We start from the raw sequence: 21,874 nt of genomic DNA, 5'->3' as shown, positions 1-21,874 counted from the left end.
AGTCAAACGGTTGCGGCGGGCTGATAGCGTCATGAGCCGAGCTGTTTCTGCTTGCCGCTGAACCGGCCGACGAAACCGCGCCCCATCGCGCCGAACATCCATGCGAATGACCAATAAAGCCGCTTGGCGCGCGCCTTGGGCTGCACAACGAGGCGGAACAGCCACTCCATCCCTGTCTTGCGGATGATCCATGGGGACCAAGGGATGCGGCCCGAATGGTAATCGAATGCCCCGCCCACACCACTCATCCACGGTACATCGGCCTCTTCGAGCAAATCTGCGACCATCGCTTCCTGTTTGATCAGGCCCAGTCCGACCCAGACGATATCGGCCTTGGTCCGCTTGATATCGGCGATCACTTCGGCGCGTTCTTGGGCGGTGAGCGGGCGGAAGGGCGGCTCGTAGATCCCCGCGACGATCATGCCGGGGAACTGTTCTTGCAGGCGTTTGCCCATCTCCTCTGCCGAGCCATCCGCCCCGCCAAGGTAATAGTGCCGCCATCCACGCGAGGCACCGTAGCGCGAAGCATCGAGTTGCAGGATCGGGCCATTATAGCGGGTGACCTCGTCGCCCGCCGCCTTGGCCGCGATAATCACGCCAACCCCGTCGCACAGCGAGAAATCTGCGCCGCGTACATAGTCCCCATGCGAAGGAATGCGCCGCGCGTGATAGATACTCTCAGTGTTGGTGATCGAGATGTAGTGGCCGGTCGAGCGTTCCTGGATCGCCCTGTCCATCGCCGCCAGCACGTCTTCGTGATCGTCGACATCGATAGGAAAGCCATCGACCATGACCCGGTGTTCCGGTGTCGCTTTACCCATGGTGCTAGCCCACTTCGCGCATCGCGCCCGCGTCCAGTTCGGCGCGGAACCAGTCATAGGTTGCGGCAATGCCTTCTTCGAGCGGGATCGACGGCGTCCAGCCCAGTCCGGTGAGCTTGGCGGTGTCGAGCAGCTTGCGAGGGGTGCCATCGGGCTTGGAGAGATCATGGACGATCTCGCCTTCAAACCCGACGATGCGGTTCACCAGCTTAACAAGGTCCAGTATCGAGATATCTTCGCCGCAGCCGACATTGACGTGGCCGTGATCGGAGAATTCCTTGAGCAGGAACACGCAGGCATCGGCGAGATCGTCGACATGCAGGAACTCGCGCTTGGCAGAGCCCGTGCCCCACAGCTCCATGCTGTCCGCGCCAGCCAGCTTGGCTTCGTGCGCTTTGCGGATCAGCGCTGGCAGCACGTGGCTGGATTTCAGGCTGAAATTGTCGCCGGGGCCGTAGAGGTTGGTCGGCATGGCGGAGATGTAATCGCGGCCATGCTGTTTGCGGTAGGCCTGACCCAGCTTGATCCCGGCGATCTTGGCAATGGCATACCATTCGTTGGTTGGCTCGAGCTCACCGGTAAGCAGCTCATCCTCGTTCATCGGCTGGGCCGCGAATTTCGGGTAAATGCATGACGAACCGAGGAACAGCAGCTTTTCGACATTGCTGCGATGCGAAGCCTCGATGACGTTCGCCTCGATCATCAAATTGTCGTAGAGGAAATCCGCCGGATAGCTGTCATTGGCGAGGATTCCGCCGACCTTCGCCGCCGCGACGAACACCGCATCGGGCTTCTCACGCGCGAACCACGCACGGGTCGCGGCCTGGTCCATCAGGTCGACGTCTTGCCGGGTCGCCGTAAGGATCTCGCAGCCTTCGCTTTCCAGCCGCCTGGCAATCGCCGATCCCGCCATTCCGCGATGGCCGGCGACGAACACGCGTTTGCCTTTCAGGTCATAGGAACCGCCGAATGCCATGACTCAGGCGTCTCCGTTGGTGACGTCTTCGGCGCGCATCACTTCGAAATCGGCCTGCACCATTTCGCGGGCAAGATCGCGCGGGCCGGTTTCATGCACCCAGCCGAGCTTTTCCTTGGCCTTGGTCGGATCGCCGAGCAGCAGTTCCACCTCGGTCGGGCGGAAATAGGCCGGATCGACTTCGATCAGGCAGCGCCCGTCTGCGGTTGAATAACCCTTTTCCTCGATCCCTTCGCCTTTGAATTCGACCGGGATGCCGGCGTCTTCAAACGCCCAGCGCACGAATTCGCGCACTTCGGTCGTTTCGCCGGTGGCGAGTACGTAATCGTCCGGCTCATCCTGCTGCATCATCAGCCACATGCCGCGCACATATTCGCGGGCATGGCCCCAGTCGCGCTTGGCATCGAGATTGCCGAGATAGAGCTTGTCTTGCTTGCCGAGCGCAATTGCGGCAGCGGCGCGGGTGATCTTGCGGGTCACGAAGGTCTCGCCGCGCAGCGGGCTTTCGTGGTTGAACAGGATGCCGTTGGAGGCATGCATTCCGTAAGCTTCGCGGTAATTGACCGTGATCCAGTAGGCGTAGAGTTTTGCGGCTGCGTACGGGGAGCGCGGATAGAACGGGGTGGTCTCGCTCTGCGGCACTTCCTGCACGAGGCCGTAAAGCTCGGAGGTGGAAGCCTGATAGAACTTGGTGGTTTTCTCCAGCCCGAGGATGCGGATCGCTTCCAGCAGACGCAAGGTTCCGATGGCGTCCGAGTTGGCGGTGTATTCAGGCGTTTCAAAGCTGACTGCGACGTGGCTTTGCGCGGCGAGGTTGTACACCTCGTCCGGCTGCACTTCCTGCATGATGCGGATCAGGTTGGTGCTGTCGGTCAGGTCGCCGTAATGGAGCACGAAGCGTTGATTGTCGGTGTGCGGATCCTGATAGATATCCTCGATCCGGCCGGTGTTGAACGAGGACGAGCGCCGCTTCACCCCATGCACTTCGTAACCCTGATCGAGCAACAGCCGCGAAAGATACGCGCCGTCCTGCCCGGTAACTCCAGTGATCAGTGCTTTCTTGCCAGTCATCAAAATGCTTTCGGAAATAGGAATGAGGAGAAGAGCCGATTAGGCCTTGAAACTGTCGCTTGCAAAGACGGGATCGTCGTCGCGGGCGAACATAAGGTCGATCTGCCACAGCGCGCCGTCGCTCGGGCGGTTGAGCACATCGACGAGGTGCGTCACGCGAAAGCCCTTGGTCGCCATGAACGTGATCATTTCATGAAACAGCAGCGTCTCGGGCGTGTGACGGAAATTGTAGGCTTCCATCACGAGGAAGCGCGTTTCCGACAGCACCTTTTCAGCGCTGCGCAAGATCGGCATTTCGAAGCCGTGCGTATCGAATTTGAGGAAGTACGGGCCTTTGAGGCCTTTCATCTCGGCGATGGCGTCGACTGAATGGACCGGCACTGTGCGGGTTTCGCCTTCGCTGCCATGCACGCTCGACCCGTCGAGATCATCGGTGACGGCCAGCTCGGCGGTCCCGCCATCGTCTTCGCCAGCGACAGCGGAGACGAAATCGAACCGGTCGCTCTCGCCCTTCAGCTGCTCAAGATAGGGCAGGCGTTCGCGCAACGGATCGACACCGACAATGCGCGCTTTCGGAAACATGCCGAGCGCCATCCGGCTCCAGTCGCCCCGCGCTGCACCGAGATCGAGAATACTCTCGATCCCGTGGTCGCGCCCGGCGAGCCAGCCGAGGGCATATTCCATGTCGATCCCGGCGCGATAGAGCTGCGCGCCGGTCGGGGCGAGCACCTTGTTGGCAGCCTGAAGGATCTTCTTTTTTGCGCTCATGGCTAGTTTTGTCCTTGATCCGGGCGCGCCCTACACTTGGGGGACGGATGTTACAACGCTTCGATTGCTGCACCTGCGAAGAGTTTAGAGGTGGATGCCTTCCATCGCGATGCCTTCGCGCACGACCTTTGCCGGATTACCCGCGACAATCGTGCCTGAGGGAACGTCCTTGGTGACGACCGCGCCTGATCCGATCACGCATTCATCGCCGATCCGCACGCCGCCCATGATCACCGCGCCGATCCCGATCACGCACCATTCGCCGATATAGGTGTGCACCTTCTCGCCATCGTATCGGCCAAGGCTTTTGCGCGGGATCAGCTTGTGGCTGAGGATCGTGACCCGGCTGGTCAGGATCGTATGCGCGCCGACATGGATGCCCTGCGGGAAATAGCGGTCAAGGTTGAGCCCGCGCTCGATTTCGCAGGTCGGGTGAATGTCGTACCCGCTCAGCTTGTAACGATACCAGCGCAGCCATTGCACGCGCTTGGCAATGCTCTGCCGCAAGCCTTTGGTCTCTTCGCTCATGCGGCGGCTACCCTTTCCTGCTCGACCAACTGCCGCGCCCAGCTGTCTATCCCAAATGCTTCAACGTCGAGATCGGAGGTAATCGGGCGGGCGAGAAATTCTGGCACGGCGGAGAAATCATAACCGTCGACCAGCAGGAAGCGGTCGTCTCGATAGAATGGTTCGTCGAGAATGCGCTTGTTCTCGGTCACGATCTTGCGACCCGCGCACATGTTCTCGATCAGCCGCATCGTGTAGCCGGATTGCTTGTGATTGGCGAAATCGAACGTCCCGCGCGACGCTTCGAGCATGTCGACGATTCCGTCGAAACTAAGGCTTTTGCCGGTCACGCCGGGTAGTGATTTGCGGGCCTTGAGCAGTTTCATCTGCACCACGGGCGAACATTTGAGATGGAACCTGGTCGAAAGCCCATTGGCCTCGCAAAAGGCGTGCAGCCGGGCGAGCGCTTCAAAGCGGTGCATGGTGCCAATCGCGCCAACGAAATAGAGATCCTGCGCCTTGGGTCGATCATGATCGATTCCGAAAAAGCGCGGGATAGCGAACAGGGGGAGGTATCCGATCCCCAATTCCTTCGCATCGGTGGGATCGAACGTCGCCGCATGGTCGAAATGCTTCAGCCAAGGCCGGTAATCGTGTGTTGTCAGCGAATCCCAATTGTAGAGCACGAAGCGGGCATCGGGGTGCAGCGTACGCAGCCGCTCCAACGCGGAATGCTGCATGTGGTGGCACTGGATAAACAGGACCGTGTCGTAGCCTTTGCCTGCGCTGCCTTCGATCAGCGCGTCGTGATAGGCGGCAAGCCGTTTGGCATACGCTCCGCCTGCCAGTTTTTTCGCGGTCTTGCTGGCAAAGCTCGCGTCTTCGATCGGGTGGAAGTCGACTTCATGCCCCAGCCGCTCAAGCGCTGAGCAAATCTCTTTCGCGTAGGCAAAGTAATCGATGCCGATGAACAGGATGCGCGACATGTCAGGAACGCTCAGGCGCGCTGCGGCTGCATCGGCCGATTGCGACTGCGACCTCTAAGAAGCCCGGTCACGCGCTGTGGACGGATCAGCAGCCCGCTGAATGCCACCATCAGCACGATTGGCGTGAAGAACAGCGATTCAGCCATCAGCGACAGGAAGATCAGTCCGGCAAACAGGAAGCGAGGTCGGAACATTCTCTGGAACATCAGGCCGAGAAGGAAGATGATCGACAGTGGTATCCCCACACTGAACAGCAGCACCACTACGCCGTTGGTGTTGCCGCGCTCTGTGATGTTGTCGCGCGATAGATTGGCGTCGCGATAGCCGACCCGTGCGGAGACATCGAAGTACTTCTCGTAATCAAAACCGATCCCGGTCAGCGGTTTTTCTGCCGCCACAGCCAGTCCGGTGCGCAGATCGTATTCGCGCGCTTCGGCTGATCCGCTCAGAGCGCCGTAGAATTTCTGACTGACATTGAATGTCATATACGCAGCAAGCGGTAACAACAGGATCGGCACAAACACGAAAACGCCGACTTTCTGCCGCCGGTTCGCGGTCTTCAGCCAAAGTAGATAGGCCCAGCCGAACTGGATCATCATGATCACAACCCCGGTGGTCGATTGTGTGGCCAACACAGCAAAAGCTGCAAGCCCGATATCGAACCAAGAATGCTTGCGAACGAACAAGCAGATGAACAGGAAGATGTTGAGATAGATCTGAAAGACGCCTGGTTCAAAGAAGAACCCGTCAGGCCGTTTCAGCAGCGACCCGGTCTCAATAAGCTCGTGATAGGTGAAGACGTAGAACAGAGTGTTGTAGACGGTGTCGTTGACCTGAAAGGTGGTGAAAAGCCCCCCTGCGACAATCACTGCTATGGGAGTCAGGATCGATTGAAACGACATCAGTTTCAGGATCGGGTAGAGATCATCGGCAAGCTTGCTGCGGTTCTCGTCAATATAGACCAGCAACATCGCCAATCCGGCAATGAAGTTCGCGTACCGGATGGTGATTGGTAGCAACTGGAAGCTCTCACCCCCAATGAGCGCTACTGCCCCAACGGCGATAAGCAACAGCCAGATCAACACGAATTCAGGGCGGAACAGTCGCAATGGATTGCGCAGCGCAAAGCACAGGATCAACACGATTGCGAGCAGAGGCTCACGTGGAATCGACAGCAGGCCGCCCGAAATCAGCATTGCCCCAAACAAAGCAATTTGCCGCAAGCGCTGGCGCAGTTTCGGGTTGGTGATCTGGCCGGCCCTGCGCGGGGCCTGAACGTTCGGGGCTGCGGTCGCGCTCATTCGCGGAACTCTCCTTCGGGAGTCGTGCGATACCAGCCCTCACGCTTGCTGCAATAGCGCTTGACGATGCGCGCGGGTGCACCGGCGGCGACGCAGTGGTCGGGAATGTCGCTGGTCACGACGCTGTTTGCGGCGATCACGCATTGCTTGCCGATCGACGCCCCGGAGATACAGACATTCTCCCCGATCCAGCTCCCATCGCCGATTGTGACTTCTGAAAGCTGGGTCAGGCCCTGATCGCGGACGGGCGTGGCGGGGTCTTCGAATGTGTGGCGATTGTCGGCCACGAACAGCCGGTCAGCCGTGAGCACGCCTTCGCCAAATTCGACCCGTTTGGTGACGACGATATGCGCGTGGTTGCCGATCATGGTACGCGCGCCGATCTTCAGGACGGGCGGTTCGGCATGCTCCTTGAGCGCGGCGATATAGGCACCGAATTGCAGTACCGCTTCGTCACCGAAATGGCAGTATCTCGCGCCGAATATCCGCAAGGGACGCACGATCCGAACTCCGCTGCCAACGCTGCCGAATAGCGGCGCGAGCAGCCGGTAAAACAGGATCGAGAGGAAGTCGCGGATACGGAAATGCAGCATGGCTACTGTCTTGTTGCGTGAGGCGCGCGCCTACACGCTCGCCCGGTTCGCGGCAAGTTGCGGGCTGAACAGGCGAAATGCGGGATGACGGCGCGACAATCGCCACCAGCCTATCACCAGCAGTACCGCCATGAGTGCGTAGATGCCGCTGCGCAGGATGATGACGCCATCGAGGCTGAATGTCTCGCCGACCAGAAGGGCTCCGCCGAAAGTCAGCAAAGTCGCAACCACGCCTGCGCCGTAGGCGACGATGTACCAGGTGTAGTCGATCACCACGTTGTAGGTCAGCGCGAACGGTGCCGAGAGGGCGAAGGCAATCAGGCCCGGCGCCAGCAGATAGACCCAGCGCAGGTCGGGCACATATTTGGGCAGAACAAGTCCTAGCAATGGCTCGGCCAGCAGCCAAAGAGCCAGCGCGGCAGCGGTGCAATACCCAAGGGTGATACCGAGCAGGTTGCGCAATTCTCGCGAAGTTGCCGAGGCTTCGCCTGCTTTCCAGTGCCGCACGATGCCGGGCAGGAATACCTGCTGCACCAGGTTCGGGGCCATCTGGAAAAGGGTCAGGAACAGAAACGCGAGATACAGCCGTCCGAGCGGTTCGAGGCCCAATTCACTCGAAACGTAAGTGCGCTCGATCAGCGAGTTGAACTGGATCGCGATGCTGGTGAGGAACAGGGTGAATCCGGCGCGGAACACCACCCCGCCAAGACGCTTGGAATAACGAAGACCTTTAGGCCGGAGTACCGCGCCGCTGGCAAGCGAGAGTGTGGCAAACAATACCGGCTGGATCGCAATCGAGGCCACTGCAATCAATGCGGGGTCAGCATTCACGCCATTTACGAACAGCAACGCAACCACTGCCAGCGAGACCAGCATCGATGCGCCGTTAATCAGATTTGCCGCCTTGAGCCTCCCGGCGGCGACCATCTCGTTCATCATCCACGCGCGCAGCAGCGAACAGATGCCCCCGAGTGCGGTTAGCGCAGCGATAAGGCGGTAGAGGCTGCTATCTAGCCAGATCGATGCAGCCAAGGCGACCAACGCAATGATCCCGGCGATGATCGCAAAGCCGGTGTAAGCGAGATCGATGATGCGCTGCTTGTACTTCGGCCCGGCATGGCACAGCAGCCTGTAGCCGCCATTGAGCAGCCCGAAATGCAGCATCCCTGAAAACAGGATCGCAGCCTGCACAAGCGCAATCAGACCAAGATCGGCATATCCCAGCGCGGTCATCATCGCCACGCCGCGCACCAGCATGAGCACATTCACACCAAGCCCGATGGCAACATAGGCGGAGCGAGAATTCATCATGGCAGAGAGGCTCAGGCGAGCCAGCGATCAGACCTGCAGGATCGAATCGATGTATTCGCCCGAAAGATCGGGGCGGACCTTGCGCGCTTCGGCGGCGGCCTGCGCGCGGTGCTGGCCGAGTGGGGCCATCATCTCGGTGTAGGGCACGTGCGTGTTGAAGGTCACGAAGACCGCCGTGCGCGGGATCTTGCAGCGGCTGCCGAAGTGATAGCAGGTGGCCGGGTCCATCAGGATCGCCGAGCCGGACGGGCCGTAGAAGGTCTCGAATTCGTCGTTGCCGATCTCTGCGGCGATCTGATCATCGGTCAGGCGGCGGATGATCGGTGAACGCTTCACTTTCTTGCTGACCTGCTTGTCGACGAACACGAACGGGCCGTGCTCATCGGTGGTCACGTCGTTCAGGTACATGATGAAGTGCAGGCTTTTCGCGTCGCCATAATCGCGGTGCCATTTCTGGCTCTCACGCAAGTCGCCCGAGGTCGGGAACGAGCGCGCGACCTGAATGCTGGCGAAGGAGAACTTGCCATCGAAATAGGCCTGCGCAGCGCCGAGGATCCCTTCGGAGAAAGCCAGCTGGAACAGCGGGTTTTCGGCATTGAAGTCGTCGGGCCGCACGACGTTTTCGAATGGGTGACCGTTATCGGTCGGAACCACTTCGTCGCCGCGGGGCATGTAGATGTCGCGGATCGCGGCGAGCTGATCGGGATCGATTGGCACGGCCGGGCAATAGCCAAGCGTGTTCAATTGCTTGAGACGCTCTGCGTCAAAGTCGTACTCGCGCGGCGGTGGTGCGGCATGGCCGGTCAGCTGGTTCTTGACCTTGCCAAGCTTGCGCACGGGCACGAGCCGCCAGCGCAGGAAGCTCGCTGTTTCTTTGAGGGCTGTGCTTGCCATCGTTCATTCAATCCTTGTCGGTCAGCGACTGACCCAGATGTCGCTCGGCACTTCGTCGCTGATCCGTTTGGCCGGGATGCCAACGTAAGTGCCCGGCTGCGTAATGGAACGGTTGACCAGCGACATCGCTCCCACGACGACATCGTCGCAAATGTCGACCGGGCCGACCACCACCGTGTTTGCGCCAATAACGACATTGTCGCCCAAGCGGAAGACATCACCGGTCGCGTGGCGGGCGAGATACTCCGCATCATCGGGGGCAGGACCAACGAATTTCGCGCCCGCATTCACGGCGACACGGCCTTTCGACACGATCCCGTTGCCGCCGAGCAGCACGCCCGCCGGATGCGAAATGCGCAGCTTCGCGACTTTTACGCGGTAGCTGGTGACATCGACGCCGAAGCGCCACAGCAACGTGCGATCGATCAGCATCGCCATGAAACGCCCGATCAGCGGCATCTTCGTGTGGAACCATGTCGAAACGCGCATCGTCGCGCGAATGTTGGATTCCACCATCCAGAGCTTGAGCAAAAACCGCTTCATGACGCTTAACTAGCTATCGCGCTCGCGCTCGGCAATTCCCGCCCCGATGCAGATCGCCTCGCGGACCTTCGCGATATTGTCGGCATCGTAGAGCTTGGGATTGGGCAGCGGGCGGCCTTGGTGGCTGAATTCAGCAAGGCTGGCGACGAAGCGGCGTGCGTCTTCGGGATTGACCCGCTCGATCTGTTCCACCGGGGTGCGCATCGCATCGCGCAGTTCCTGCCATGTCTCGATCCGCCACACGCCCGGCACGCTGTCCCAGTAGATATCCCCCATCACGAACACGCATTTGCCGATACAGGCCGCTTCCCATCCGACACTGCTGGTGAGCGTGACGACGCGCTCACATCGCGCCAGAACTTCGCGGCTGTGGACCTCGGCGGGCAAGAACGCGAGGTTCGAATAGCGCGCGCGAATGTCCTGGAACTTGGGCCGCAGCAGTGCGCCCTTGTCGACCGGATGCTCCTTTACCACCAGCGTTTGGTGCGGGCCGAGGCATTTGAGGATATTCTCGATCGTGGCGACCTGGTTGGAGAAGAACTCGCTCATATAGTTGAGCGTCGCCTCGGGCTCCTGATGCAGGGGGTAGAGCACGATTTCGCGCTCCTCCGGAATGTCCGTCAGCGCGTCGTAGCTTTTGGTGAAGCTGGCGGCGAAGACCTGCGGGCGCTTGGCATATTCTTCGGTGTAGGTCTCGTAGCGGAATGCGCCCGGCCTGGTGGAATCGCGCGAAGTCCGGTCGCGCCACTTCCATAGCGCAGACTTGACGAGGCCAGTGACGAGCGGCCTGAGATTGCGCCGCCCGGCAAGATTGCGGACGTAATACGGCTTGTAATCGCTCTGCCGCACCTGATCGAGATAGGCATCCGCCATGGCGAGGGTGCGATCGGTCGGTTCAGGCAGGTCGAGCGCCTGTCCCGACAGCGTCAGCGGATCGGGCAGCCAGTAGAAATAGCCTTCGATCACGCAATACATCGGGGCGAGGTATTTGATCTGTCTTGGGCGCGTCTCGATCAGCAGCACCTCGGAAATCTCGATCGCGATCAACTCGTTGCACACCGCTATCGGTTGATGCTCATCGAGCAGCGCCCGCCAAAAGGCGATTTCCTTGCCGAGGATGGTGAGCCGTTCGGACTGCGAATAGCGACCGAGAAACCGCTCCGACATCAGCGAGGTGAGCAGGTAATGCTCAGGCACTTCGGCGGGCGTGATGGAGTCGAATTCGGCCTCGAAGCAGGCTGCGACCTCGCAGCCCTTGGCACGGACCTGGTCGGCTTCCTCGCGGGTCAGGGTCACATAGACCGCGTCATAACGCTCGTCCTTCAGTTCGGGGTAGAAACCCGCCTGAAATCCGCGCGCGAAGAACAAAATCTTGGGCTTGCTGCTCATGCCGGGGCGTCGCCTGTGCGGCCTTCGATGAAGAGATCAGGGTCGATTGCGTCCAGCGTTACCGGGCGACCGCCTTCGAAATGGGATTGGACGATGGCGAACAGGATGCGTTGGCCGGTCACGATATCGCGTTTAAGTGCGGTGTTGGCGGCGCGCGCCTCTTCGTAGCCCTTCAAACAATCGGCCAGTTGCAGGATCGGTGCGAGCGCCCCTTGCGGCAGGTCGGGCGCGGTGAAAGCTTGGATTTCCGGTTCGTGATAGGGGTTTGCGCCAGCTGGATTTGTGTCACGCGCGGCGTTGGGGTCAGGCTTGGCGCGCCCCGACTGCCACAGCGAATGCCCATTGCTCGTCACCGCGATCTGCGCAGTCTGGCAGGCCATGCGGAAATCGGTCCCCGGCATGCGGGTGATGTGGCCGGAAAAGCCGCCCTCGAACCAGATCGTTGCCCCTTGCACGACGGGATCATTGATGATCCGCGCGCCGTCTCGCTCAACCGTGCCGAGCCGTGCCTGAACCGCTTCGACTTTGGCACCGGCGGCGGCGAGCAGGATCAGATCGACCGTGTGCGGGTGCGACCAATAGAGCGTGCGCGCGCCAAATTCGGCATGCGCCTCAAGCAGGTCGCCATAGGCACCTGACTGCGCGCGCGCGACCGCTTCCTTGTAGATCGCAAAATGCCGTCGCACCGCGCCCAATGTCATGAACACGTCGTCGCGGGAGAGCAGTGTCTCAAGCTGCTCCAACTCCGCGACTGAATTGCAGATCGGCTTTTCGACATGGAGCGCGCGCGTGCCAGCCGCGATGCAGTCGGCAATCATATCCGCGCGGCCAATCGTGCGAGTGGCAATCCCGGCGAGGTCGGGTGCGCCAGCAGCGAGCATTGCGGAATGATCGGTGTGGTTGCGCGCGACGCTGTAATGTTCGGCGGCGCGTCTGGCGTTCTCTTCGTGCGCATCACAAACGGCCACGAGGTCGATCCCGTCGGCCTCCGCAAATGCCTCGGCGTGCGCGGAAGGCAGGAAGCACTCCGGCCCGTACTCACGCACGCTCGGCGAGGTGAACGCACCCATCCGGCCGCAGCCGATCACCGCCGCTGTCAAATCGCTCATGCGTTCCAATCCAGCAGATAAGTGATCGCATCATCCTTGCGCGCGTCGAGATCGGCATAGGCCTGCGCGATGTCTGGGCCCGGATAGCGTCCCGAAAGGATCGGTGCAGGATCGATACGTCCACTTTGGATGGCATCTGCCAAGAAGCCGATATTGTCGCGTTGGTTGAACCGGGCAAAGCCCCGCGTGTCGTTCTCGAGCGGTGACCAGCCGACTGCCTCGATGCGCAGCTGCTTCATATAGAAATACTCGCTGGCGAGCGGGTTGAAGTCTCCCGGCGCTGCATTGCGCCCGGGGAAGCCGAGGCAAGCGATCGTGCCGTTCTGTGCCGCGACCCGCTGAGCGAGTACAAAGTCGTCCCAGCCGTTGGTAGTCGAGATGATCACGTCGGCATCGTTGCCAAGCGAAGCCGCCTCCTCGCGCGAGACGACGGTCGTCGCTCCAAACTCTTTGGCAATCTTGGCAGGAGTGCTCTGGCCCGACACTGCAACGACTTCGGCCCCAGCGAGCGATGCCATCGCCACCGAAGTGAGGCCCAGCGCGCCCAAACCAATCACCATCACGCGGTGCCCCGCGCGAATATCGCTGCGCAGCACCGCATTGTAGCCAAGATGGAAAAGATAGGCGGAGACCACCATATCGGCGTCGGCGCTGTCGGGCAGTTTGTACAACGCGCCGCTTACAGGTGTCACAAAATGGCTGCGATGCGATTGCAGGGTCAGCACCCGGTCGCCCGGTTCGAATTCATCGACGGCGTCACCGCATTCCAACACCCTCGCGACATTGCAGTACCCTTGCAGTCGCGGATAGACGACGCCGGGGCGCAAAGGCGGATCGCCTCGCCATGCGGCCAGTTCGGTGCCGGGTGAAATCGCGGTGACGATGGTCTCGCACAGGATCTCGCCCGCTCCAGGAGCCTCAAGCGCTTCTTCACGCAAGGCAACCTCTCCCGGCGCTTCGAGCCAGACAGTCTTGGCGGTGATGCTCATTCGGCGGCCTCCGCTTGCGGCTGGGCCGTGATATGCGGCGCGAGAATATCGCGCCACGCCTTGTAGCCCGACACCGTGGGATGCACACCGTCCGCGCGATATTCCGTCCCGTTTGGGAATTCCGCTGCAAGATCGATCAGGACCACACCCTGTTCACGGGCCAGGCGCGCGATCCCTTCGTTCAATGCCGCTTCGGCTTCGCTCCGCTTGCCGGTGCAGATTTCGAGCACCGGCTCGCAGGGAGGGACAGTCTGGATCGTCACGTCTGCGCCTGCAGACTTCAGCCGTTCGATCACGCGAGCATATCGCGTAAGCACTTCATCTATCGGATTGCCGAGATTTAGATCATTGGTTCCGATCAGCACAAAAACGCGTTCCGGCTGAGCGCGCAGGATCGCATCGAGCCTCGCTTCAACCCCGCTCACCGTATCGCCTGAAGCCCCGCGACCAAGGATATCGGCATCGGGGAACATATCTTTCCAAGGGGCCATTTCGGTGATTGAATCGCCGATCATCACGATTTCCGCCTGAGTATCCCAATCGGCCATCGCCAACCCGCGCTCCGTCGCCGGAGTGTTGTCGCGGTAGGCGCCGTCGCCGCCCGAGGCGCTCGTTGTCGTCACGGCCTCATGCAGCGCCTGAACCTGCGCGAACGGGAAAATCTTGTAGGTGCCCGCAGCAAGGCCCCAGACAAATGCGCCCAGCACGACCACGGCGATCACAATGAGCTTGATCATTCGGGCTCACCATCGATGTGAGGCGCGACCAGCCTGCGCCATTCCTCGAAGCCCGCGCTGCCCGGGTGGATGCCGTCGATGCTATAGCGCTTGAGCACGCCGTTCTGGTCCGAAAAGGTCCCGTCCAGATCGACGAAGGTCGCACCCTTGCGGCCGACCATTTCGAGCAGCGACACGTTCAGCTCAGCAATCTGAGCGCGCATCGTCTGATCACAAGGACTGTATTCGGTGTCGCGGCAGGTGATTACCGATTGCACGAACACCTTGGCGCCGCCTTCAGAAAGCCGGTCCACCAAGGCTTCGTAACGCTTGACGATCTGCGGGTTGGTGTTGCGCGCAGCGACATCGTTGATCCCGATCATCACAAACACTTTGGACGGTTGGGCCTTCAGAATGTCGTCTGTCCGCGCCAGTAATCCACCCACCCGGTCTCCCGGCACGCCGCGATTGATGATCGAGGCGTCGGGAAACAGCTCGCTCCAGCGACCGCTCGCCGTGATCGAGTCGCCTGCCATGACGATCTCGGCTTTGGTATCAAGCGCCGAATAGCGCTCGGCAGAGATCGCGGGGACGTCACTTAGCTGGTATTCGGTATTGGCCGTGTCAGCTGCGCCAAAAACCGCCGCCTTGACCGCACGCGCCTGCGGATACGGGAACAGGTCATACGCTCCGGCGGAGAACCCCCAGCCGAACGCGGCAAGCACCAGCGCAGCAAGACCTATCGTGCGAAACATGCGCGCGCCCCTGTCAGTTTGTCGCATATTTCGCAAGCGCAGTGCGCACGTTGCGGGTTTGGACTTGGCGACCCTCGCGACCCAGATGACCTGCCCCGTCGAAGAACAGATCGGCGGCCAGGCAGAAGCGGGAAAGGTCGTGCTGCACGACGACACCCGTGCCGAGTGCGCTCAATTGCGCGGTGATCGCGTCCACCTCGCGCCAACGGCATGCCGGGTCTGGCATGGCAGCGGGAATGTAGAGCACCTCAAACCCGCGCTCGATCAGCTTGTCCTCCACATAGTTCTCAAACCGGTCGAGCTCCTCCGGGGTGATATCCGGCAATCGGTAGTCGCTGAAATCGGGCGGAGACCGGTCGATGGTGAGGTGCGAGGTCAGGTCGCCTACTGCGTTGAACCCTGAGCGACGGTAGACTTCATCGACGGCAGTGTTGCCCGTGATGTGGTGGCGCACCTCCTGATAGGTCCGGTGGATGACATGCGGGACGCATCTTGGCTGGCCGATAAGGCGCCCTAGGTCTTTGCGCAGGTAAACCACATCGCACCAAGGCGCCGAGTATCGTTCGTCCTCGGCAAGGAGTTCAAGTTCCGGCAGCAGCACGATCAGGTCATTTTCCGGGTCGAGATGCGGCGCGTAGAGGTCCATCAGGTTGCGAAATCCGATCCCCGCCTGAATGCCACCATTGTAAACGGGCCGGTCGAGCTCCTGCCCCAAAGTCTCTGCAGAGATCGAGAATGCTGCGCCCGATCCGCCGATCAGAATAATCCGGCCTTCCTCTCCTTTACTCCGCTCCAGCATGGCGATGTGATCGTCGACTGCCGCGAGGTAGCGCCCCTCGCTCACTGGAGTGAACGGGATCGCCTGCCACACGGCGATCAGCGCTGCGTTGAGCAGCACGAATACGCCGATCAGCGCGATCAGGGCGCGTTTGGCGCTCATTCCGTCAGAACTGGAAGTAGATGAAGGCACTGGCTTCCTGTCGGGTTGTGGCGTTGACGAGCACGAGAATGAGCGCGGCGGCGAAGAGGACGGTTTCGGTGAAGTTCTTGCCCGCGCGGCCGAGCCACGCAAGCTTGAGACCCTGATCCAGTCTGGTCTGTCCGCGCCATAGCGCATCGACGGCGAAGGCGAGAGTCACGAACAGCAGACCGAAGCGCTCGCTTTGCGGCAGGCCGAACTCGGTGACCGAGCGCGCGTACATCGTCCAGGCGGTGCCGAAATCAGGACTGCGGAACAGGGCGGAGAGCACGACGAACAGCCCGAATGTGTAGAGCCAGCCCGACAGCTTCAGCCACGCTTTCTCACCCAACGTCACCGCCGCACGCCAGCGCCGCTCCAGCACCAGCAGCACCCCGTGCGCGGTGCCCCAGACAATAAAGGTCCAGTTCGCACCATGCCACAACCCGCTGACGAAGAAGGTCGCAATATTGGCGAGCGCGATGCGGCTTTCGGTACGCTTGCCCTTCCTCAGCTCGGCATAGACATAATCGCGGAAAAACAGCGTCAGCGTGATGTTCCATCCGCGCCAGAGCGCGCTGATCGAACTGGCGAGAAACGGGGTGGCAAAGTTGGTCGAAAGCCGGATCCCCATCATTGCCGCCAGCCCGATGGCAATCGAGGAATAGCCTGCGAAGTCAGCGTAGATCTGGATCGAGAAATACAGCATCCCAAGCAGCAGTTCGCCGCCGCCTAACGTGGCGTGCGCGCTCCAGATACGGTCGACATAGGGCGCAAGATTGTCGGCAATCACGATCTTGAGGAACAGGCCTGCGATGACCAGCCGTACGCCTTGGTTGATTGTCTCCCATGTCGGCTGTGCGAGTGACGCGAATTGCGGGATCAGCTTGCGCGCCCGCTCGATTGGTCCGGCGACAAGCTGCGGGAAGAACGCGACATAGGTGGCGTAGCGGAGCAGGTTCGGTTCGGGCTTGGTGCGCTTGTAATAGACGTCGATCGAGTAGCTGAGCGTTTGGAGCGTGTAGAACGATATGCCGACCGGCAGGATGATATTGAGAGTGGACCAGTCGGCGCTCACTCCGGCGGCAGTGAGGCCTGCTTTCAGCTCGCCTGCGAAGAAATTGAAGTATTTGAAGAGGCCGAGGATCGACAGATTGGCGAACACCGAGAGGTGGAGCCAGCGTTTGCGAGCGGGACCGTCACCGCTGCGCTCCATCCCCCGTGCGGCAACATAGTCGATCAGCGTTGATACGATGATCAGGCCGAGAAAGCGCCAATCCCACCAGCCGTAAAAGGTATAACTCGCGCCGAGTAGCACCGCGTTCTGCACCGCGACCGAGCGCAGGATCAGCCGGTTCGCCGCCAGCAGCGCGAGCACCACCGGGAAGAACAGCCAGAATGTGCCGGTCGAAAAAAGCATGCGCCCCTTGGATCCCTTGGCCTCGCTTTGGCGGATGCCGCCCGCAAAGGCTAGATGTCACAGAGCCTTGTGATGGCCGCGTGCGGCAGGACGCAAGGCGGCGCATGCGGCGGAAGGGCGCTGAAGACGCTTCGCCCGGCTGCGAGCGCGATGACGAGACCAGCGGAGTTCATGCCTACGACCCAGCGTGCTTGGGCGAGGGCGCTGCCCATGTCGTGGGAGGCGTCGAGTGTCGTGCCGGGGTGAGCGCTTACCCATTCGTCGAACTTGCCCGCCGGATCAGACGGGTGAGGGCGAACGCGCACGGTTGTTGTCGCAGGGATGCCCGCCGCCTCGCGCTGCTCCATAAAGTAATCGAGCGACTGAAATTCGCCCGGTGCATCCTTGCCCCAATCACTGCGCGCGGGTTCGAGCAGGAACAGCACATCGCCATCATCCGGCACCGGCCCGGCGTAGAGTGCCTGTTCGGCAAGGTAGAGATTGGGGTGCTGCCAGACTGCCACCGATGGAAAAACCTCGGTCGCGATCCGCGCTGCGTCCCCGTCACCGACCCAGATCTCGTCGGGCAATTGGACAACACCCTCGCGCTCGAAGCGCATGGAATAATTGACCCAGTGATCGATCACGGCGACCGAGCGGATTCCGCCGCGCGCCGCTGCGATCCGCGCGCGGTGTTCCAGATCGCTCGCCCAACCCGTGCCGCTCAGCACGCAAGCGAACCCATTTAGAGCATCGGTGCTGTCGGTGATCGCTACGTCATCGCCAAAGCGCGCTCGCCAGATCGTCAGCGCAGGCCCGGCTGCGATCACTTGCTCGGTCGGTTCGCTCGCCGCGTCCACCCATGCGGCGATCATATTGGCCGCGCCCGCATCATGCACCGCTATCGCTAGCGGGCGGGGCAGCGCATCAATCGGCGAAGCGGGCATAGTGCACGATATCGACGGGCGTCCCATCGACAAGTTCCTGACCCTTGCGAACGCCATCGGGAACCATGCCGGAGCGCTTCATCAGCTTTATCATTCCGCCATTGGCGGCGAGGCATCCGGCGGTGAGCTTGCGCACGCCCGCCACCTCGATCAGCCAGCCGGTCAGCAGGTTCCACGCCTCCTGCCCGTATCCACCGCCCCAGAAATCGCGCGCGCCAATCATGATCCCGACATCGCAGGTGCCGTGGTGGAGGTTGCGATAGGCGGTCATCGTCCCGATTGCGGTGCCGGAAGCTGTGTCGCGCACGCTGACGAAGAGGTTTCGCGTACCGGCAAAGCTGGCGAGATAATCCGCGCAACTTTCGTGGGAGTGCGTGCGGAAGCGCTGATTGGAATAGCGCGTGACTTCCGGATCATTGAGCCAGCCGAGATAGGCGTCAGAGATGTCGCCCGAACCGAACGGGCGCAGGGAGATCTTCTCGCCGAAGAGTTCGAGGAACTCCGCCACGTTCAGCCTTTCAACGAGTCCAGATTGGCCCAGACCTTCTGGAAACCTGCGACGATCTGCGCGACATCCTCGCTCGGCAATTGGTGGACGCATATGCTCAGGCCGAGGAATTCGCTGTCATGCAGTTCTTCGGCGACCGGGCAGGTGCCAGTTCCATAGGCGAAATTCTTGTCCTCGCGCAGGCTCCACGGGAAGCCCTTGGTGCCATAGGCGACCTGCTCGGTGAAGATCGGAAGGCGGTGTATGTTCTGATAGCCCGACATGACTGCTGGCACGCCTTCCGCCTTGAGCGCCTCGACAATTTTCGCGCGCGAGACGCCCAGCGCCTCGGTATCGAGCGTCATGCCGTAGACGTAATAGACATGCGTCGCGCCCTCGGCGACTTTGGGTGTCGTCAGACCTTCCAGCCCGCCAAGCCCTTCGTTCAGCTCTGCCGCCACGCGTTGACGGTCTGCCACACGCTCGGCCAGCTTGTCGAGCTGCACGCTGGCAATCGCGGCTTCGATCTCGCCCATGCGGAAATTGTAGCCGATCATGTTGTTGAGCTGCTCACGGCTGGTTGGTTTCAGCACGCTTTCGGCGTGATTGCGGATCAGCGCCAACCGCTCAGCCAGCGCATCGTCATTGGTGACGAGGATGCCGCCTTCGCCGCAGTGAATGTGCTTGTGATAGTTGAGGCTGAAGCCGCCAATGTCATAGCCGGTCCCGGTGTGCCCTCCATCGCTCATCGCGCCCGGAGCCTGCGCGGTGTCGCCCAGCAGCTTGAGGCCATGTTCGTCGGCAATCGAACGCAACGCGGCGACATCGGCAGTCTGACCGAAAATATCGACCGCCATGATCGCCTTTGTGCGCGGCGTGATGTTCGCGCGCACGCTTTCAGGATCGAGGTTGAAGCTCTCGCGGTCGATATCGGCGAAGACCGGAATCGCGTTCCAGTGCAGGATCGCCATGGCGGTGGCGCTCATAGTCCACGGTGAGGTGATGATCTCGTCCCCCGGCTCGACGCCAATCGCGCCGACCTCGGCAATCAATCCGCTGGTCCAGCTGTTCACGCCAAGCGCATGCTTCACCCCGAAATAGTCCGCCGCTTTGGCCTCAAATGCGCGCACTTCGGTGCCGCCCATAAACAGCTCACCCGGAGCGCCGATATAGGCCGACAACACGCCCGAGCGCACGACACGCGCCGCGGCTTCCTCTTCGTCGCGGCCCATCGATTTGAATGCATCGAATTCGCGCTGGATCAGCGGGGAGCCGCCGTGAAGGGCGAGTTGGTCGGTCATTCGGGGTCTTTCTTGATGGTTTCGAGCGCCTTGAGGCGAATCTCTTCGCAAAATTTGTGCGCTTCAATGGCGTTTTGCGCGGTGCTGGCAAGGCGCGCGCCGGTGTCCAATGCTTCGGCGATGTTGGCGTATGCCTGTGTCATGGCTTCGGGATAGCGCCCAGGCATCCTCTCAGGCAGTCCAAGCTGGCGATATCCGGCGAATGTCTCACTGTCTTGAACCCGTCGCGTTTCGATTCGCATCCCGCCATCGCGCATCGCGATTTCGCCGCGCTCGTAGTTGAGCACAAGTTCGAAATGCGTCACATGCTCGGCATCGCCAGCAATAAGGTGGATCGGCAGGCCAAGGTCGCCAGTGGTGAGCATGGTGGAGACGGTCGGGTCGTCATCCCAGAAATCGCACCATCCCGGTCCGACAGAGTGAACCCGCATCTCGCCGACAAACATGCCGAGCAGATCGACCATATGCGAGCCGTTGTGGACGATACCTTTGGTGTAGGTGCCAATCGCGCTGATGAGCGTACCCCAATCGCCAGCGCGGACTTCCTGTGCAAGCTCGACCAGATCGGGTGCCCAGCGGCGGGTGTAGTTCACGGCCAGCGGGATGCGTGCGGTATCAAACTGCGCCGCAAGGTTTCGTGCCCCTTCCAAATCGGCGGCCAGCGGCTTCTCGCAGAAAACCAATTTTGGCCTCAATGTAAGTGCGTATTCAAGATGCTCCGCATGAAACTGCGTTGGTGACGCGATCACAACCACATCGAAATCACCTGGCTTTGCAAAAGGAGGTTCTAGCTCGCCCAGACAAATGGGAACGTCCCAACGATCCATGAAATCATAACGCGCATCGTCGTCCGTGTCGAAGCAGGCCCAAATGTCAAACCGATCATCCCGCGCGATCGCCCCGGCATGGCTCAGCGGCCAATCATCAGGGGAGCGCTCGGCATCGTACCCACCTGCAATGGCTCCGCAGCCGATGATGAGAACCTTGTACGCCATCCACCGCTTACGCGATCAGGTCCCAGCTGACCGGCGTGCCTTTGGTCAGCGCGCGGTTCACGCGCTTGCCTAGCAGCGTGTCGTAGTGCTTGGGCGCGAGGCCAAAACCGGGGCGTACCGAGCGCAGGTTGGCTTCGGTGAAGGCTTCGCCCTCTGCCATATCTTCAGCGATATAGAGCGAGCGGCGGAACTGGCGTGAGCCTTCCTCGGCCTTGGTGCCGCCATAGGTGACCTGGCCGAGCGATTGCCACGCGCGCTCGGTTTCTTCGCGCAGTGCGAGGAACTCCGCCGGTTCGAGGCTAAAGGTGCTGTCCACCCCGCCATCGGCCCTGCGAAGCGTAAAGTGCTTCTCGATCAGCACCGCACCCAAAGCCGTCGCCGCGACCGCAACGCCGGTCCCCATCGTGTGGTCCGACAGGCCCACTTCGACGCCGAATGTGTCGCGCATATTGGGAATGGTGGAGATGTTCGTGTTCTCGGGCGTCGCGGGATAGGTGCTGGTGCATTTGAGGATGCACAGCTGGTCGTTGCCGGCCTCCTGCGCAGCGCGGATCGCTTCGCCAATATCGATCACGCTTGCCATCCCGGTCGAGATGATCATCGGCTTGCCAGTCGCCGCGACCTTGCGGATCAGTGGCAGGTCGATGACTTCAAAGCTCGCGATCTTGTAGGCCGGGACGTCGAGGCTTTCGAGGAAGTCGACCGCGCTCGCGTCGAAGGGCGACGAGAAGCAATCGAGGCCGTGCTTGCGCGCACGCTCAATGATAGGCCCATGCCAGTCCCACGGCGTGTGCGCTTCGTCATAGAGTTCGTGCAGCCGCCGCCCGTTCCACAGCGACTTCTCATCTTCGATCACAAAGCCCGGCCCGTCGCAATCGAGCGTGATCGTGTCGGCGGTGTAGGTCTGCAGCTTGATCGCATCCGCGCCGCTTTCCGCCGCCGCATCGACGATTTCCAGCGCACGGTCCAGCGAGTGGTTGTGGTTCCCGCTCATCTCGGCGATCAGATAGGGGCGGGCGTCGAGGCCTATTGTACGTCCGTTGATCTGCATGATGCGG

Annotated in this window: 23 protein-coding genes; all 23 read right to left on the bottom strand. The window is 61.1% G+C overall.

The genetic code is table 11. The features are described 5' to 3' along the window. Nucleotides 1-29: 29 nt before the first annotated feature. The 23 genes from Q0837_RS14810 to pseI all read right to left on the bottom strand — a co-directional run bounded on the left by Q0837_RS14810 (nt 30) and on the right by pseI (nt 21,867). Nucleotides 30-821 carry a WecB/TagA/CpsF family glycosyltransferase gene (locus Q0837_RS14810; protein WP_298470671.1) on the bottom strand — a complete coding sequence of 264 codons (792 nt, stop codon included), beginning with the start codon at nt 819-821 and terminating at the stop codon, nt 30-32. Nucleotides 822-825: 4 nt separating this feature from the next. Then, nucleotides 826-1,797 (bottom strand): GDP-L-fucose synthase, encoded by a 972-nt coding sequence (locus Q0837_RS14805; protein ID WP_298470669.1) that lies wholly within the window; start codon nt 1,795-1,797, stop codon nt 826-828. 3 nt (nt 1,798-1,800) lie between these two features. Continuing rightward, a complete protein-coding gene (gmd, locus tag Q0837_RS14800; RefSeq protein ID WP_298470667.1) occupies nt 1,801-2,868 on the bottom strand; it encodes a GDP-mannose 4,6-dehydratase in 1,068 nt (355 codons plus the stop codon). A 39-nt stretch (nt 2,869-2,907) separates the two neighbouring features. Next, complete coding sequence (locus tag Q0837_RS14795; RefSeq protein ID WP_298470665.1) at nt 2,908-3,636, bottom strand: FkbM family methyltransferase; 729 nt, start codon at nt 3,634-3,636, stop codon at nt 2,908-2,910. An 84-nt stretch (nt 3,637-3,720) separates the two neighbouring features. Continuing rightward, nucleotides 3,721-4,164 (bottom strand): DapH/DapD/GlmU-related protein, encoded by a 444-nt coding sequence (locus Q0837_RS14790; RefSeq protein WP_298470663.1) that lies wholly within the window; start codon nt 4,162-4,164, stop codon nt 3,721-3,723. Next, entirely contained in the window at nt 4,161-5,129 is a 969-nt protein-coding gene (locus tag Q0837_RS14785) for a hypothetical protein (protein WP_298470661.1), read from the bottom strand. Before Q0837_RS14785 ends, Q0837_RS14790 begins: the two co-directional genes overlap by 4 nt. Before the next feature lie 11 nt (nt 5,130-5,140). Next, nucleotides 5,141-6,430 carry an O-antigen ligase family protein gene (locus Q0837_RS14780; protein WP_298470659.1) on the bottom strand — a complete coding sequence of 430 codons (1,290 nt, stop codon included), beginning with the start codon at nt 6,428-6,430 and terminating at the stop codon, nt 5,141-5,143. Next, the gene (locus Q0837_RS14775) at nt 6,427-7,023 is read right to left on the bottom strand and encodes a DapH/DapD/GlmU-related protein (RefSeq protein WP_298470657.1); all 597 of its coding nucleotides are present in this window, start codon (nt 7,021-7,023) and stop codon (nt 6,427-6,429) included. The genes Q0837_RS14780 and Q0837_RS14775 overlap by 4 nt, the downstream gene beginning before the upstream one ends. Before the next feature lie 30 nt (nt 7,024-7,053). After that, on the bottom strand, nt 7,054-8,334 hold the full coding sequence (locus Q0837_RS14770; protein WP_298470656.1) for a hypothetical protein: 1,281 nt from the start codon (nt 8,332-8,334) through the stop codon (nt 7,054-7,056). Nucleotides 8,335-8,361: 27 nt separating this feature from the next. After that, nucleotides 8,362-9,228: a hypothetical protein gene (locus tag Q0837_RS14765; protein ID WP_298470654.1), complete on the bottom strand. Its 867-nt coding sequence runs from the start codon at nt 9,226-9,228 to the stop codon at nt 8,362-8,364. Nucleotides 9,229-9,249: 21 nt separating this feature from the next. Next, nucleotides 9,250-9,771 carry a hypothetical protein gene (locus Q0837_RS14760; RefSeq protein WP_298470652.1) on the bottom strand — a complete coding sequence of 174 codons (522 nt, stop codon included), beginning with the start codon at nt 9,769-9,771 and terminating at the stop codon, nt 9,250-9,252. Nucleotides 9,772-9,780: 9 nt separating this feature from the next. Continuing rightward, a complete protein-coding gene (locus tag Q0837_RS14755; protein WP_298470651.1) occupies nt 9,781-11,160 on the bottom strand; it encodes a hypothetical protein in 1,380 nt (459 codons plus the stop codon). Then, a complete protein-coding gene (locus Q0837_RS14750; RefSeq protein ID WP_298470649.1) occupies nt 11,157-12,269 on the bottom strand; it encodes a Gfo/Idh/MocA family oxidoreductase in 1,113 nt (370 codons plus the stop codon). Before Q0837_RS14750 ends, Q0837_RS14755 begins: the two co-directional genes overlap by 4 nt. After that, nucleotides 12,266-13,258, bottom strand: coding sequence for a zinc-binding alcohol dehydrogenase (locus Q0837_RS14745; RefSeq protein ID WP_298470647.1), 993 nt, complete (start codon nt 13,256-13,258; stop codon nt 12,266-12,268). The genes Q0837_RS14750 and Q0837_RS14745 overlap by 4 nt, the downstream gene beginning before the upstream one ends. Next, nucleotides 13,255-13,995 (bottom strand): GDSL-type esterase/lipase family protein, encoded by a 741-nt coding sequence (locus Q0837_RS14740; RefSeq protein ID WP_298470645.1) that lies wholly within the window; start codon nt 13,993-13,995, stop codon nt 13,255-13,257. Before Q0837_RS14740 ends, Q0837_RS14745 begins: the two co-directional genes overlap by 4 nt. Next, nucleotides 13,992-14,729, bottom strand: a complete 738-nt coding sequence (locus tag Q0837_RS14735) for a GDSL-type esterase/lipase family protein (RefSeq protein WP_298470643.1) — start codon at nt 14,727-14,729, stop codon at nt 13,992-13,994. The genes Q0837_RS14740 and Q0837_RS14735 overlap by 4 nt, the downstream gene beginning before the upstream one ends. Before the next feature lie 13 nt (nt 14,730-14,742). Then, nucleotides 14,743-15,669, bottom strand: coding sequence for a hypothetical protein (locus tag Q0837_RS14730; protein ID WP_298470641.1), 927 nt, complete (start codon nt 15,667-15,669; stop codon nt 14,743-14,745). Nucleotides 15,670-15,673: 4 nt separating this feature from the next. Beyond that, nucleotides 15,674-17,107, bottom strand: coding sequence for an MBOAT family protein (locus Q0837_RS14725; RefSeq protein ID WP_298470639.1), 1,434 nt, complete (start codon nt 17,105-17,107; stop codon nt 15,674-15,676). A 50-nt stretch (nt 17,108-17,157) separates the two neighbouring features. Beyond that, nucleotides 17,158-18,033: a hypothetical protein gene (locus Q0837_RS14720; protein WP_298470637.1), complete on the bottom strand. Its 876-nt coding sequence runs from the start codon at nt 18,031-18,033 to the stop codon at nt 17,158-17,160. After that, nucleotides 18,014-18,541: a GNAT family protein gene (locus Q0837_RS14715; protein WP_298470635.1), complete on the bottom strand. Its 528-nt coding sequence runs from the start codon at nt 18,539-18,541 to the stop codon at nt 18,014-18,016. The genes Q0837_RS14720 and Q0837_RS14715 overlap by 20 nt, the downstream gene beginning before the upstream one ends. A gap of 2 nt (nt 18,542-18,543) precedes the next feature. Then, a complete protein-coding gene (locus Q0837_RS14710) occupies nt 18,544-19,821 on the bottom strand; it encodes a DegT/DnrJ/EryC1/StrS aminotransferase family protein (protein ID WP_298470633.1) in 1,278 nt (425 codons plus the stop codon). Beyond that, nucleotides 19,818-20,816, bottom strand: a complete 999-nt coding sequence (locus Q0837_RS14705; RefSeq protein WP_298470631.1) for a Gfo/Idh/MocA family oxidoreductase — start codon at nt 20,814-20,816, stop codon at nt 19,818-19,820. The genes Q0837_RS14710 and Q0837_RS14705 overlap by 4 nt, the downstream gene beginning before the upstream one ends. Nucleotides 20,817-20,823: 7 nt before the next feature. Further along, on the bottom strand, nt 20,824-21,867 hold the full coding sequence (gene pseI / locus Q0837_RS14700; protein WP_298470629.1) for a pseudaminic acid synthase: 1,044 nt from the start codon (nt 21,865-21,867) through the stop codon (nt 20,824-20,826). Nucleotides 21,868-21,874 lie beyond the last annotated feature (7 nt).

The organism is uncultured Erythrobacter sp. (assembly GCF_947499705.1).
In the GTDB taxonomy this organism is placed as follows: Bacteria; Pseudomonadota; Alphaproteobacteria; order Sphingomonadales; family Sphingomonadaceae; genus Erythrobacter.
Note: the sequence above shows the minus strand (reverse complement) of the source record. Positions and strands in the feature narration are given on the sequence as shown.